This is a genomic window from Pseudomonas cimarronensis, assembly GCF_049331905.1.
GTDB lineage: Bacteria > Pseudomonadota > Gammaproteobacteria > Pseudomonadales > Pseudomonadaceae > Aquipseudomonas.
In genome coordinates this window covers 2,446,125-2,459,400 of sequence record NZ_CP186283.1, presented here as the reverse complement: position 1 = coordinate 2,459,400, position 13,276 = coordinate 2,446,125, and the positions used below count along the sequence as shown (strand labels likewise).

Genomic DNA, 13,276 nt, shown 5'->3' with positions numbered 1-13,276 from the left:
AAGTGCATCCGGGCTACCCAGCGCTCACTGCCAATGCAGCGGCTGCCTGGCATCCAGCGCCGCCAGCTGATCGGCAAAGCGCGCTTCCAGTACGTTGCGACGAATCTTCATGGTCGGGGTCATGCAGCCGTTGTCCACGGTCCAGGCTTCGCGCACCAGCACGAAGTGGCTGACCCGCTCATGCGCCTGCAACTGCGCGTTGAGCTGTTGCAGGGTCTGCTGCAAATCAGCCGTGACCTGCTCACGCGGCTGCTCGCGCGCGGCCGGTGAGAGTTCGATCAAGGCCAGCGGCTGATCGAGGTTACTGCCCATCAGGCAGACCTGCTCAACCCAGAGGTTTTTGGCTATTTCACCTTCGATGGGTGCCGGGGCGATGTACTTGCCCTTGCTGGTTTTGAAGATGTCCTTCACCCGCCCGGTGATCTTCAGGTAACCGGCCGCATCCACCTCGCCCTTGTCGCCGGTGTGCAACCAGCCATCGGTGATGGTTTCCGCGGTTTTCTCCGGGTCCAGGTAGTAGCCCAGCATCAGGCTCGGGCACTGCAGGAGGATTTCGCCATTCTCGGCGATGCGCAGTTGATTGCCCGGCATCGGCCGGCCTACGGTACCGAAGCGCACCTGCCCGGGACGGTTGAAGCAACCATAGGCAAAGTGCTCGGTCATGCCGTAGCCCTCGCAGATGGTCATGCCGATGCTCTGATACCAGTCGAGCAACGCCTGTGGTATTGCCGCTGCGCCACTGACCAGAATGCGTGCACGGTCCAGCCCCAGGCCCTTGCGAATCTTGCGTGCGACCAGCCCGCCAATCAGCGGAATACCCAACAGCCGCGCCAACTTGGCCTGCGGTAGTTTCTCCAGCACGCCCTGCTGAAAGCGCGTCCACAGACGCGGCACGGAGAAGAACACGGTGGGTCGAACATGGCGCAGATCACTGGCAAAGGTTTCCAGTGACTCGACAAACGCCACCCGCCCGCCGCTGTACAGCGCATTCATTTCCACCAGGAAACGTTCGGCGGCGTGCGACAGCGGCAGGTAGGAGAAATACTGATCCTGCTCGGTGATCTGCAACTCCTTCACCGACTGGCTGCCGGCATAGGCAAAGGCCCCGGCCGAAAGCATCACGCCCTTGGGCTGCCCGGTGGTGCCGGAGGTGTAGAGAATGCTGAGCAGCGCGTCGGCTGCCTGCTGATGGCCCTTGGCAAGCGGCGCATGCGCAGCCAACAGCGCATGCCAGCCATGTTCGGCCGCAAGCGTCGGGTATGGCATGGCGATGCGCACCACATCAGTTGGAATGCCCGCCTCCAGTTTGGCCGGTTCATCCAGCTTGCCGAGAAAGATCACCTTGCACTGCGAGTGACGCAGCACATAGTCGATGCTCTCGGCCGACTGCAACGGATACAGCGGCACACTGATCAACCCGGCCTGCATGATCGCCAGATCGGCAATCAACCATTCGGCGCAATTCTTCGCCAGCAGTGCCACCCGATCACCCGGCACGCAACCCAGTGCGAGCAAGGCACTGGCCATACGCCGCGCCTGCTCGTCGACCTGCGCCCAGGTAAAGTCATGCCAGTGGCCGTCTACTGGCTGGCTGAGCCAAACCGCATTCGGACGCTTCTCAACCCAGAGCGCCAGACGCTCCAGAGGCAGTTGCTCGTTCATCGCATTCCCTCGTTCTTGTTGTTTTCCAAGCATCAACCCTGAGGCTTGGGTTGCCCGTTGTAACAGACAACCACCATGCAGGGTCAAGATCGCCTGGCAGGGCAAGCGTCTTACAGCTTCATGCCGCGGCTGATGATCTCCTTCATGATTTCCGAGGTGCCGGCGAAGATCCGCTGAATACGTGCGTTCGCGTACATCTTGCAGATCGGGTATTCCCACATGTAGCCCCAGCCACCGTGCAACTGAACGCCTTCATCGACCACCTTGCACAGCAGCTCAGTGGTAAACAGCTTGGCTTCGGCGGCCACTTCCGGGGTGAGCTTTTTCTGGTTGTGGTCCATCACGCAGCGGTCGACAAACACCTGCGCCACGTCGATCTGCGTGCGCATTTCCGCCAGCTTGAAGCGGGTGTTCTGGAAGTGCGAAATCGGCCGGTCGAAGGCTTTGCGCTCCTTCACGTAATCAATGGTGGTCTGCAACGCGGCTTCAGCACCTGCCACCGCGCCGCAGGCGTTGGTCAGGCGCTCCTGGGCCAGCATGTTCATCAGGTAGAAGAAGCCGCCCTTGGCGTCGCCCAGCAGGTTGGCCTTGGGCACCTTGACGTTGTTGAAGAACAGCTCGGCGGTGTCCTGGCTCTTCATGCCGAGTTTTTCCAGGTTCTTGCCGCGCTCGAAACCTTCCATGCCGCGCTCGACCAGGAACAGGCCCATGGCATGCTTGTTGTTCGGATCAGTCTTGGCCGCCACGATCACCACATCGGCCAGCAAACCGTTGGAGATAAACACCTTGGAGCCGTTGAGCAGGTAGTGGTCGCCCTTGTCCACCGCGTTGGTGCGCATACCGGCCAGGTCGGAACCGGCGCTCGGCTCGGTCATCGCCACCGCAAGGATCAGCTCGCCACTGATGATGCCCGGCATAAAGCGCGCTTTCTGCTCGGCATTGCCGTACTCGGCGATGTAGGGGCCGCACAGTGCCGAATGCAGCGGGATCATGAAGCCTGGCTCGTTAATCTTGGCCAGTTCCTCGCACATGATCTGCTCATAGCGGAAGTCCTTGAGCCCGGCACCGCCGTATTCCTCATCCGCCCAGGGCAGCAGAAAGCCCATGTCACCGGCCTTCTTCCACACCTCGCGGCTGACTACGCCCGCCGCTTCCCATTCATCCTGATAAGGCACCACTTCCTTCTTCAGAAAGGCGGCGAAGGCGTCGCGAAACATCGTATGTTCAGTGTCGAAAATCGTGCGCTGCATGCGAGTGTGCTCCCTGGGGGATTGAAGTCGTGCTGCAGGTTAGGCCGCCCTCCAGCGCGCCTCAATGACCCATGCGCTCAGCCTGGATTGACCCATTCGGTCATCCCGCGCGTAACGCCCAAGGCCATAGCCCAGGCATAAAAAAGCCCGCCAAAAGGCGGGCTCAAATGCATCATTAATCTGTCAGCTCAGTTCGGGCTTGGCCGCTGCGGGCACAGGTTGCTCCTTGCCACCGCTGGCCAGTTCACGTTGCAGGGTATCTTCATCCAGCTCCTTGCACCACTTGGCGACCACGATAGTCGCCACACCATTGCCGATCAGGTTGGTCAGCGCGCGGGCTTCGGACATAAAGCGGTCGATACCCAGAATCAGCGCCAAGCCAGCAACCGGCAGATGGCCCACCGCCGACAGCGTGGCCGCGAGCACGATAAAGCCGCTACCAGTGACCCCGGCCGCCCCCTTGGACGCCACCAGCAATACCAGCAACAGAGTGATCTGATGGGTCAGGTCCATCGGCGTATCAGTGGCCTGGGCGATAAACACCGCCGCCATGGTCAGGTAGATCGATGTGCCGTCGAGGTTGAATGAGTAACCAGTGGGGATCACCAGCCCCACTACCGACTTCTTCGCCCCCAGTTTTTCCATCTTGGTCAGCATGCGCGGCAACACCGACTCGGACGACGAGGTGCCGAGCACAATCATCAGCTCTTCGCGGATGTACTTGATGAATTTGAGGATGCTGAAGCCATGGCTACGGGCAATACCGCCGAGCACCACGAGGATGAAAAACACACAGGTGATGTAGAAGCAGATCATCAACTGGCCCAGTTGCACCAGCGAGCCCACGCCATACTGACCGATGGTAAAGGCAATGGCACCGAAGGCACCGATGGGCGCGAGCTTCATGATCATGTTGATGATGCCGAACATCACCTGGGCAATGCGCTCGATAAACTCCAGCACTGGGCGGCCATAGTCACCCATACGCTGCAGCGCGAAGGCAAAGATCACCGAGAAGAACAGCACCTGGAGGATGTCGCCATTGGCGAACGCCCCCACCACGGTGGCCGGGATCACATTAAGCAGAAAACCGATGGTGCTCTGCTGCGCACCGGCCGAGGCATAAGCGGCGATGCTGCTGGCATCCAGGGTATTTGGGTCGATGTGCATGCCCACGCCTGGCTGCGCCAGGTTGACCACAATCAGGCCAATCACCAGCGCAATGGTGGAAACGATCTCGAAATACAGCAGCGCATAACCGCCGGTCTTGCCGACGGCCTTCATGTCCTGCATACCGGCGATGCCGCTAACCACGGTGCAGAAGATGATCGGCGCTATCACCATCTTGATCAGTTTGACGAAGCCATCACCCAGCGGTTTGAGCGCCACACCGGTTTCCGGGTAGAAGTGGCCAAGCAGAATACCAATGGTGATGGCCACCAGTACCTGGACATAGAGCATCTGGTAGAACGGTTGACGTGGCGCAGCGAGCGGCGTGGCGGTCATGGCAGAGGTCCTCAGCGATATTGCCCGGCAACGTCCATCGACACCGGCAACACCCGAATAAGCACTACCCCCCTTAACGATGGGGGACTTTTTGTCGGTGCACCTGGCGCACCTCGCGCGGCCTATCGCAAGCCCCATGCCACTCTGGGTTTAATTTTTAAATCCTTATAAATCAGCAACTTGAAAAATTAACCCGATTAAAAATCAGCTAATCTGGCGGATTCCCGCACGCCCATGACCAGCCCCGTGGCGGTTATCCCCAGCAAACCAATGACCAGCCAACAGCGCCTTGGCTTGTTGCACAGACCGGCGTGTGGCTACCATCGCCCGCCTATAACAACGAGCGAGCCTCCATGCGCGAACGCACCATCGCCAGCCACTTTGTCCGCGCGGCCTTACGCGGCGCCGAACGCCAGGGCCACGACTGCACGCCGCTGCTGCGCCAGCTGAGCATCCAACCGGCGCTGCTCGACGAACCCCGCGCACGGGTCGCACCCGAGCAATTCGCCCGCCTGGTGCAACTGCTGTGGGAAAGTCTCGACGACGAATACCTGGGTTTCGGCCGCATGCGCAGCAAGCGCGGCACCTTCGCCATGATGTGTTACGCGATCATCCACTGCCATTCCCTGGAAAAAGCCCTGGGCCGTGGCGCGCTGTTCTACAGCCTGTTCCCCGAGGCCCCGGCCATCAGCATCCAACGCGAAGGCGACTGGGCGCGGCTAAGCGTCGACGACTCCACCCTGTGGGACCCCGACCACTTTCTGGTGGAAAGCCTGCTGGTGATCTGGCATCGCCTCGGCAGCTGGCTGATCGGCCAACGCATCCGCCTGGAAGAAGCCACCTTCACCTACAGCCAACCGGCGCATGCCAGCGAATACGAACTGCTCTTCCCCTGCACCCGGCGCTTTACCGCCGGGCGTACCAGCCTGCTGTTTCACGCACGCTATCTGGCCATGCCACTGCTGCAGGACGAACGCACGCTCAAGCAATTTCTCCAGCACTCCCCCGCTGACCTGCTGGCCCGCCCGGATGGCGGCGACAGCCTGATCAGCCAAATCCGCCGCCTGCTTGGCCGCGACTGCAGCAACTGGCCGGACCTGGATGCCGTCGCCCAACAACTGCACATGAGCCCACAAACCCTGCGTCGCCATTTGCGCGAGGAAGGCTCAAGCTTTCAGGAACTCAAAGACCATCTGCGCCGCGACCTGGCGATTTACCACCTGGGGCGCGATGAACTGGCGATTCAGGATATTGCTGAGCAGCTTGGGTTTTCCGAGCCGTCTGCGTTTCATCGGGCGTTTAAGAAATGGACGGGATTAACGCCGGGGGCGTATCGGGCGCAGGAAGGGTAAGACAGCAAAGTTGCCGACTGCATGCAACACACGAACGTTTATGGCGTAATCAAAGATCGAAGGCAAAGCCCAGCTATTCTGGGCTCCAGTTAAATCGTACGTGGTCTGACGGCCCCTCCTCGCCGTGATTTCGAGACATTTTCAACACATCTGCTAGACAGCCTTGGAACCGATCAATAGCGTTTGAACATTACAACACTTGAGCTGGTTTGGTACGCGTTGCCATTCATGTCGCTTTTTCACCTCACCTTAGTCGCGTTGAACATTCACGCCTCTAAGCAAATCAAAGGGTTGCTGCATGATAAGGAACGTTATCAGACACCTTCAGGTGTTTTATGCGACAGCGATGTCGCCTAATTATAGTTAGGAACCGCATGCCTAATCAATCTGCAACTCTTAAATACCTTTTTTGGATTGGCATGTTCATATTTTGTGCTTTCTTATTTTTCGCGGGAGCCAACAGAAATGCTTTTTTCTCAATACCAATCGAGGTATTCCCCATCCCGCTAGCTGCTTCGTTAGTTTTAACAGCCTATTTATTGAATCTTAAAAACAAAATATTTAGGTTTTTGCTTTGGATTGGGCTACTAGCATCCACAGCATCAATTGTGTGGTTTTTTCTTCTTTATATAGCAAATCCATATGGAACCGAAGTAACAATTGCCGTGTACTCAATAGCCGTATTAATTATTGCTTGGCTACAATTCAAAAATCACAGCGCGGCTCCTAACTAGTGGTTCAAGCCGCTCGCTTCGCTCACTCGGGACCGGCTAAAGCCGGCCCCTTAACCAAACGTTAGGCGTTGTATGAAATTGCTCCGATACTTTGATACCGATGACGGCTCTCTTCCAGAGTTGGAAGTTCGATATTCAGATCCGGATAAAGTATCCAAAGCTTTCGAATTTCTATTCGCAAATAATGCCAGGAGTGTAACGGCCAGCGGAGGCTACCTTTGGATCAAAGCTTCGCAAAAAGAGAAGCCATTCACAGGTAGCGGTGATGCGTCATTGGTTGTTTGTGAATCAGCAGAGCCATTCCATGTAGTGCTAGCAGGTATAACCATTGCTAACTGCACGCTTCCCGATTTAGGAGTTCTCGTTATGCCCTCTAGCTTAACCATCGACTACCGAATGGGTAGCGCATGGGGAACGTCCGAGATCAACGCTCTGCTCATACTGCTAAAAAAGCTATGCGGGCTAGGTGGTACGCTTGTTGCTCCGTGGTGGGGTGCCGAATGCGAACATGAGTTCGCTGAAGCTCTGCGTCGCGCCTAACAAGTGGTTCAAGTCGTTCGCTCCGCTCACTCGGGACGGGCTAAAGCCCGCCCCTTAACCAAACGTTAGGCTTCACACATGTCGAACCTCATTGATGCCCAGACTGATATTCTTTCTAAAATTTCAGAATATCTCTATGACAGTGCCCCCTCAGAGTTTGAAGAGGCAACCTGCACTTTTGAATACAATTGTGAAGATGATGGCAGCTGGTCAGTTGGATCTAAATTTTCATATACAGACAACGGAATAATTGTTAGTGATTACCTCAATGACGAAGGTGACAAGCTTACAGATCTCGCCGCCAAACTTCATGAAGTAATGCATTCACACACAGGTGGCAAGTGGAGCGCGTTTACTATTTCCGTTAAGAATGGCGGCCCCGCAAACGTTAAATTCAAATATGAATAAATACGGCCTAACAACTGGTTCAAATCGCTCGCTCCGCTCGCTGGGACGGGCTAAAGCCCGCCCCTTAACCATACGTTAGGCAAAGGAACTTGCGCACATGCCTGAAACAAAATGGAAGAGTTATGAAGAACTGGCTCGGTTCATTCTTAACGAGCTTGGCAAAGAGCTGGGCCTTTCCGTTGTAGAGGGCAAACAGATAGTTCCTGGCGCGTCCGGAACAAATTGGGAAATAGACGCAAAAGGCATCCGTGTCGGAGACTCAGGAACAATCCTGATAGAGTGCCGTCGCTATACAAAATCAAAGCTAAAGCAGGAGCAAATGGCGGCCATTGCCTACCGCATTAAAGATATCGGTGCTGTAGGTGGAATAGCCGTAAGCCCCCTGGAACCGCAGGAAGGTGCAAAAACACTTGCAGCCCACGAGGGCATTGTCCATGTAGTGCTAAGCCCAGACAGCACCATAGAAAACTACTTTGTTAAATTTCTAAACAAAGCATTCTCAAAATTCACCGAAAAACTATCCGTGAGCGACTTCTTTTACGGCGAAATTTTGAATGACGGCAAGAAGTCAGAGTAATGCCTAACAACTGGTTCAAGTCGTTCGCTTCGCTCACTGCGGGACCGGCTAAAGCCGGCCCCTTAACCAAACGTTAGCCCTAGGTATACGCATGACAAACAAATACGAAGCCCTAAAACGATTTTTAATTCTCATGTACGTTCTCTTTACAAGCGCGCTTTTATACGCAATAAGCCTAACTGACATGAGCAGTCTTGATGAGGCTGCATTCTCAAGATTCGCAGTATTCTTTTGGGGCGGCTGTTTCTCATTCCATTACCTAAGCATGCTGCTGCCTGTGCCAGCAAACGAAAGAAACTTAAGTCACTGGAGGAATCTTGCTGGTCAGCTGGCTATTTTACTAGCAATAATTGCACTTACATTTTTTCTAATGCTTGGCGTCGCAAAAGCAGTGCTAATACTTAATCTTTCGCCCTGGATATATGTCGGCTTAGCAATATTTATATTTGGTTCGGGAATAGCCCTGTCAATTTCCAATGCTATGGTGTTCCATCAAAAGCTAAATCTTCTGCTGGCCTCCAAAGGCTAACAAATGGTTCAAAGCGCTCGCTTCGCTCACTGGGACCGGCTAAAGCCGGCCCCTTAACCAAACGTTAGAGGTTAAACGGAATTACCTATGATCGTAAGTAAAAAAGAACGCCTGGTATCAGCTGCAATACCGGCTTTTTTTATTCGCATCTAATTACATTTCTGTATGGCTTCTATTGGTTACCCCAGCAATAATGTACTTCGCCTTCAAAAAACGCTCACTCAACTTCGCAAGCCTCACCGCCCTAAAAATATTCGACCTTACAATATCAATACTATTACTTGTCTTGGCGCTTGGACTAATCAATTCTGCATTATTAATTGTAGCCAGAGACGGAGAGTTTACTATCCCAACAATATATAGCGGCCTATCAAAAACAATAATCATACTAATATCAGCAGGCTACTATCTCGTAAGCCTTATATTTTTCTTCATATTCTCATTGCGTGGAAAAGAATTTAACCCACCTGTATCAATAAAAATATTTGAAACATTAAGAGGTAAGCGTGCAGTTAACCTCTAACAACTGGTTCAAACCGTTCGCTGCGCTCACTAGGACGGGCTAAAGCCCGCCCCTTAACCAAACGTTATGTTTACCAGCCCTTACCTTGCCCTACCCTGGCTTCTGGCGTACGCTCAGCAGTACAAGCAAACGTACGAAGGTACCCGTCATGTCCAGAGTCCACGTAGATGAAGATATCCGCCCCCTCTCTGAGTTCAGAGCAGGCGTGGCCACATTTGTAAAACAGATCCATGAAACCCGCCGCCCCGTGGTGCTAACGCAGAGGGGGCGCGGCGTTGCCGTTCTGGTCGACGTCCAGGAGTACGAGAGGATGCAAGAGCGCCTGGAGGTACTGGAAGAGGTCTATAAAGCCGAGGAGCAAATTGCCAGCGGGGCAGGCATATCTCATCAAGACGCAAAGTCCCGAGTTCTGAGTAGGCTGAACCGATGAAAATCGTGTGGTCTCCGCTTGCGTTGGAACGTGTAGAAGATATCGCTCAATACATTGCCGAAGACAAGCCTGCTGCTGCAGTTAAATGGGTCGATGAGCTATTTGCCACAGTAGAACGCTTGGCTGACTTTCCTGAAAGTGGGCGCATTGTTCCTGAGGTGGGTGCACACCGCATCAGAGAAGTAATGTTCGGAGCATATCGGGTTATTTATAGCGTCAAAGATCAAATTGATATTCTGACAGTGCGGCGTAGCAATCAGTTATTACGAGAATCCGAGCTTGGTGGTGACGAAACATAACAATTGGTTCAAGGCCGTTCGCTTCGCTCACTCGGGACCGGCTAAAGCCGGCCCCTTAACCAAACGCTATGTGCACAAGATGCAGCATGAATGGCGCACTCATTAGGGCTTCTCCTTCTTACCTGAAGACCGACTTACCAGAGCATGCCCACAGGTAAATCCGGGCGCAGCCAGCAAGTCCGTAATACCGCTGCCAACACCCCTGCCATATGCTCGCAATATGCTTCAGTTGCTCAGCCGTACACGAAAACTCGCGCCGCCCAGATTGGAATCCTCCAGCAACAGTTCACCGCCGTAGCTTTCGATAATGTCCTTGACCACTGCGGTGCCAATGCCCTGCCCCGGATGCTGGGCATCCAGCCGTTCGCCACGGCGTAGGATGCGTTCGCGCTGATCGGCCGGCACGCCAGGGCCGTCGTCTTCCACACAAAGCTCAAGCACGCCGCCCTGCTGACGCACACTCACGCACACCTGGCCGAGGCACAGGCGGTAGGCGTTCTCCAGCAGGTTGCCGAGCAACTCCAGCAGCGCGCCGCGTTCCATCGGCAGGTGCTGCTCAACAGCAAAGTCGCGCAGCACTTGCACCTGTTTGTCGCGGTAGACCTTGTCCAGCGCGCCGCAGAGCGTATCGAGCAAAGGTGCCAGGCGCGCGCTGTGGCGGATCAGCCCACTTTTGCGCAGGCTGGCGCGCTGCAGCTGGTAGCCGATCTGCTGACTCATGCGCTCGATCTGCTGTTGCAGCACCTGCGACTGTTCGCGGTTCTGCGGCTGCTTGTCGATCACTTCCGCCACGCTTTGCAGCACGGCCAAGGGGGTTTTCAGGCTGTGCGCCAGGTCGTCCAGGGAATGCCGGTAGCGTTCGCGCTGCTGGCGTTCACTCTCCAGCAGGCGGTTGAGCGAGCCGGTCAGGCGCAGCAGCTCGCGCGGGTGTTGTTCGCTCAGGCCTTCACGGGTGCCGGCTTCGACCTGATCCAGCTCAGCGCTGAGACCTCGCAGGCTGCGAAAGCCCCAGGTCAGGCCAAACCACAGCAGCCCGAGCAGCACCAGCAGCGCGCCACCGAGCCAGAAGTAGAGCTGGCCCATAAAGCCGTCGTACATGGCCTGGTAATCACTGGCCGGCTGCATGGTGACCACGCTGAAGGCCGCGCTCTGCCCACGCAGCAGGTCGATTTCCACGTCGTAGACAAAGAACTCACGGCCCTGGGCATCGCTGATGCGTACAAACTCATGGCCACGGCCGTCGTAGCGCGGGCGGTAGCTGACGCTTTCATCCAGCGAGGAGCGCGACTGCCAGACCAGTGTGCCCTGGCGGTCGTAGATAAAGCCCAGCAGCTTGGCTTCCAGCGTGTCGAATTCCTCTGCCGGCAGTTTGTCCGGCATGCTCAATCGGCCCTGCTCATTACGCGCGGCAGAAACCAGCCCGGCGGCATCCGAAGCCAGGCGTTTTTCGATGGATTGCTCCAGGGCAATCACAAAGGCGCCGCGCAAGACCGGCAGCAACGCCAACATAAACAGCACGGCCAACACCGCCGTGCCAAGCATTAGGCGCACGCGCAGGGACTCGCCGCGACGGCGAGTGGCCGGTTTGCTCAGCTCGGCATCGCTCATCGGCAGCGCTCAGTAAACAGGTAGCCCTGGCCGCGCACGGTTTCGATGGGTTTGAAATCCTGCTGGCCTTCGAGCTTGCGGCGCAGCCGGCCGACCAACACTTCGATCACGTTGGGGTCGCGCTCTTCGTCATCCGGGTAGAGCTGCTCAATCAGCCGCTCCTTGGCCACCACCTGCTGCTGGTGGCGCATCAGGTATTCGAGAATGCGGTACTCGTAGGCGGTCAGTTGCAGGGCTTCGCCATCGAGCAGCGCCTGTTTGCGGTTTAGGTCGAGCACCAGCGGGCCAGCGGCAATGCTCGCTTGGGTAAAGCCCGAGGCGCGGCGCAGCAAAGCGTTCAGGCGTGCTTCCAGCTCTTCGAATTGAAAGGGTTTGACCACGTAATCATCGGCACCGGCGGCCAGGCCTTCGACCTTGTCCTGCCAGTTACCACGGGCGGTGAGGATCAGAATGGGGAAGCTCTTGTCCTGACTGCGCAACTGGCGAATCAGGTCCAGCCCGCTCATGCCTGGCAGACCGAGGTCGATTACCGCCAGGTCATGGTTGTATTCGGCAGCGCGGTACAGCGCTTCTTCGGCATTGGCCACGGCATCGACCACATGGCCCTGCTCGCCAAGCCGGCTATAGAGGTGGTGACGCAGCAGCGCTTCATCTTCCACGACCAACAGTTTCATCCTGCACATTCCTCCAATAAAGCGGCCGGGCATTGTGCCCGGCCCTTTTGGCCTACCTGCGGCGTAGAACCTGAATCGGATCTCGCGAGCTAGAGCCAAACAAGGCGCTACGTTAGTAACAGCCTCCGGCTGGTCAAGCGGCCGAGGAAGCGCAGTTTACGAGGTGTAAATGAGCATTCCGAGGCCGTTGGCCGACGCGCAGCAGGTCCGAGACAAGTTCTTAGAACTTGTAGTTGGCACCCAGGTAAAGCTGGCCGCTGCTGTGCAGGTCAAGCGAGCCGGCTTTGCCTGCGCCGTGTGGTGCCATTTCGGTGCTGGCATTGGTGCGCAGATAGCGATAGCCGGCTTCAATCGAGGCATTCTGGTTGATGTCTTGCAGAATGCCAGCCTGCAGGCCGAGGGCATAGCCGATATCGCTGTCACGCTTGAAGCCTTTGCTCTCCTGCTCCAGCTTGACCAGGCCGGCGGTAGCGCCGCCGAACAGCTTGGTGTTGTAGTCGCCAATGGGCAGGAACACATCGTAGCTACCGAGCAGGTTCTGCTGACGCAGCTTGTTGCCGCTGTCGGTGTCCGAGACATTCTCGTAGGTCATGTAGTAACGGTTTGTCTCGCTGACCTGACCGGCACGCACGCCCCAGGTGCCCGTGTCGTTGATCACCTTGTCGAGCTTGGGGTTGTTCAGATTGCTGTTGAGCGCGCTGGACTTCTGAATGTTGTTATCGGTCTGACCCCAGGTCAGGCCAACAAAGTTGTCGCCGGCATTGGCCGCAGCCGCAGCGAAGGTCAGGGAAGTCGCCAGGGCCAGTTTGCTAAGAGTGCGGTTCATGGTGTGTCCTCAGTGGTTAGTCGGTGTTGCTTAACTCGAGGTCCATGTTGCCTCCCCCTAGCTGAACGCCCACTGAACCCTTGCTGAACAGATGCTGAACGACCTCTCCTTTGAAAGCTTTTTAACGATCTCGCGAGTTAGAGCCTTGCAAGCCAGTAACCAAGCGCAGAGCTTTCGCGGCAGCAAGCATCACTCCCGCTACAGCGGCAATCGCGTATTCATCCGCGACCAGTTCAAAACGCTAAAGGATGATCTGGACCGCTGCATCACTCGATACCAAATAGCAGACGTTTAAGCCTGGTGGGTAAACAGTGCAGCGACGGCCGGTAAGATGATCGCCTTGAAAAGCAGGCAAAAA

Annotated in this window: 13 protein-coding genes; 7 read left to right on the top strand and 6 right to left on the bottom strand. The window is 56.1% G+C overall.

Features of this window, described 5'->3' with window-relative positions; all coding sequences use genetic code 11:
- Positions 1-24: 24 nt before the first annotated feature.
- The 3 genes from ACOCLD_RS11530 to ACOCLD_RS11520 all read right to left on the bottom strand — a co-directional run bounded on the left by ACOCLD_RS11530 (position 25) and on the right by ACOCLD_RS11520 (position 4,418).
- The gene (locus tag ACOCLD_RS11530; RefSeq protein ID WP_422909250.1) at positions 25-1,662 is read right to left on the bottom strand and encodes an AMP-binding protein; all 1,638 of its coding nucleotides are present in this window, start codon (positions 1,660-1,662) and stop codon (positions 25-27) included.
- A gap of 110 nt (positions 1,663-1,772) precedes the next feature.
- A complete protein-coding gene (locus ACOCLD_RS11525) occupies positions 1,773-2,912 on the bottom strand; it encodes an acyl-CoA dehydrogenase family protein (RefSeq protein WP_233684718.1) in 1,140 nt (379 codons plus the stop codon).
- A gap of 183 nt (positions 2,913-3,095) precedes the next feature.
- Complete coding sequence (locus ACOCLD_RS11520) at positions 3,096-4,418, bottom strand: dicarboxylate/amino acid:cation symporter (RefSeq protein ID WP_422909249.1); 1,323 nt, start codon at positions 4,416-4,418, stop codon at positions 3,096-3,098.
- A gap of 353 nt (positions 4,419-4,771) precedes the next feature.
- Here ACOCLD_RS11520 and ACOCLD_RS11515 point away from each other — a divergent pair, with 353 nt between their 5' ends.
- From ACOCLD_RS11515 to ACOCLD_RS11485, 7 genes are all read left to right on the top strand, one after another.
- Positions 4,772-5,770: an AraC family transcriptional regulator gene (locus ACOCLD_RS11515; RefSeq protein WP_233684716.1), complete on the top strand. Its 999-nt coding sequence runs from the start codon at positions 4,772-4,774 to the stop codon at positions 5,768-5,770.
- 806 nt (positions 5,771-6,576) lie between these two features.
- Positions 6,577-7,044 carry a hypothetical protein gene (locus tag ACOCLD_RS11510; protein WP_422909248.1) on the top strand — a complete coding sequence of 156 codons (468 nt, stop codon included), beginning with the start codon at positions 6,577-6,579 and terminating at the stop codon, positions 7,042-7,044.
- Between the two features lie 78 nt (positions 7,045-7,122).
- On the top strand, positions 7,123-7,452 hold the full coding sequence (locus ACOCLD_RS11505; RefSeq protein ID WP_422909247.1) for a hypothetical protein: 330 nt from the start codon (positions 7,123-7,125) through the stop codon (positions 7,450-7,452).
- A gap of 97 nt (positions 7,453-7,549) precedes the next feature.
- Positions 7,550-8,029, top strand: coding sequence for a hypothetical protein (locus tag ACOCLD_RS11500; RefSeq protein WP_422909246.1), 480 nt, complete (start codon positions 7,550-7,552; stop codon positions 8,027-8,029).
- A 91-nt stretch (positions 8,030-8,120) separates the two neighbouring features.
- Positions 8,121-8,558, top strand: coding sequence for a hypothetical protein (locus ACOCLD_RS11495; protein ID WP_422909245.1), 438 nt, complete (start codon positions 8,121-8,123; stop codon positions 8,556-8,558).
- A 671-nt stretch (positions 8,559-9,229) separates the two neighbouring features.
- Positions 9,230-9,511 carry a type II toxin-antitoxin system Phd/YefM family antitoxin gene (locus tag ACOCLD_RS11490; protein ID WP_422909244.1) on the top strand — a complete coding sequence of 94 codons (282 nt, stop codon included), beginning with the start codon at positions 9,230-9,232 and terminating at the stop codon, positions 9,509-9,511.
- Positions 9,508-9,810 carry a type II toxin-antitoxin system RelE/ParE family toxin gene (locus ACOCLD_RS11485; protein WP_422909243.1) on the top strand — a complete coding sequence of 101 codons (303 nt, stop codon included), beginning with the start codon at positions 9,508-9,510 and terminating at the stop codon, positions 9,808-9,810. The genes ACOCLD_RS11490 and ACOCLD_RS11485 overlap by 4 nt, the downstream gene beginning before the upstream one ends.
- Positions 9,811-10,035: 225 nt before the next feature.
- On the opposite strand, the gene ACOCLD_RS11480 is transcribed toward ACOCLD_RS11485, so the two are convergent.
- The 3 genes from ACOCLD_RS11480 to ACOCLD_RS11470 form a co-directional block, all read right to left on the bottom strand.
- Complete coding sequence (locus ACOCLD_RS11480; RefSeq protein WP_422909242.1) at positions 10,036-11,418, bottom strand: ATP-binding protein; 1,383 nt, start codon at positions 11,416-11,418, stop codon at positions 10,036-10,038.
- Positions 11,415-12,092: a response regulator gene (locus ACOCLD_RS11475; protein ID WP_257779154.1), complete on the bottom strand. Its 678-nt coding sequence runs from the start codon at positions 12,090-12,092 to the stop codon at positions 11,415-11,417. The genes ACOCLD_RS11480 and ACOCLD_RS11475 overlap by 4 nt, the downstream gene beginning before the upstream one ends.
- A 220-nt stretch (positions 12,093-12,312) precedes the next feature.
- Positions 12,313-12,918 (bottom strand): hypothetical protein, encoded by a 606-nt coding sequence (locus tag ACOCLD_RS11470; RefSeq protein WP_304865222.1) that lies wholly within the window; start codon positions 12,916-12,918, stop codon positions 12,313-12,315.
- Positions 12,919-13,276: the final 358 nt, after the last annotated feature.

What these genes read in the sequence shown, in the direction of transcription:
- ACOCLD_RS11530 (WP_422909250.1), bottom strand. Translation starts at nt 1,662, where the DNA reads ATGAACGAGCAACTGCCTCTGGAGCGTCTGGCGCTCTGGGTTGAGAAG.
- ACOCLD_RS11525 (WP_233684718.1), bottom strand. Translation starts at nt 2,912, where the DNA reads ATGCAGCGCACGATTTTCGACACTGAACATACGATGTTTCGCGACGCC.
- ACOCLD_RS11520 (WP_422909249.1), bottom strand. Translation starts at nt 4,418, where the DNA reads ATGACCGCCACGCCGCTCGCTGCGCCACGTCAACCGTTCTACCAGATG.
- ACOCLD_RS11515 (WP_233684716.1), top strand. Translation starts at nt 4,772, where the DNA reads ATGCGCGAACGCACCATCGCCAGCCACTTTGTCCGCGCGGCCTTACGC.
- ACOCLD_RS11510 (WP_422909248.1), top strand. Translation starts at nt 6,577, where the DNA reads ATGAAATTGCTCCGATACTTTGATACCGATGACGGCTCTCTTCCAGAG.
- ACOCLD_RS11505 (WP_422909247.1), top strand. Translation starts at nt 7,123, where the DNA reads ATGTCGAACCTCATTGATGCCCAGACTGATATTCTTTCTAAAATTTCA.
- ACOCLD_RS11500 (WP_422909246.1), top strand. Translation starts at nt 7,550, where the DNA reads ATGCCTGAAACAAAATGGAAGAGTTATGAAGAACTGGCTCGGTTCATT.
- ACOCLD_RS11495 (WP_422909245.1), top strand. Translation starts at nt 8,121, where the DNA reads ATGACAAACAAATACGAAGCCCTAAAACGATTTTTAATTCTCATGTAC.
- ACOCLD_RS11490 (WP_422909244.1), top strand. Translation starts at nt 9,230, where the DNA reads ATGTCCAGAGTCCACGTAGATGAAGATATCCGCCCCCTCTCTGAGTTC.
- ACOCLD_RS11485 (WP_422909243.1), top strand. Translation starts at nt 9,508, where the DNA reads ATGAAAATCGTGTGGTCTCCGCTTGCGTTGGAACGTGTAGAAGATATC.
- ACOCLD_RS11480 (WP_422909242.1), bottom strand. Translation starts at nt 11,418, where the DNA reads ATGAGCGATGCCGAGCTGAGCAAACCGGCCACTCGCCGTCGCGGCGAG.
- ACOCLD_RS11475 (WP_257779154.1), bottom strand. Translation starts at nt 12,092, where the DNA reads ATGAAACTGTTGGTCGTGGAAGATGAAGCGCTGCTGCGTCACCACCTC.
- ACOCLD_RS11470 (WP_304865222.1), bottom strand. Translation starts at nt 12,918, where the DNA reads ATGAACCGCACTCTTAGCAAACTGGCCCTGGCGACTTCCCTGACCTTC.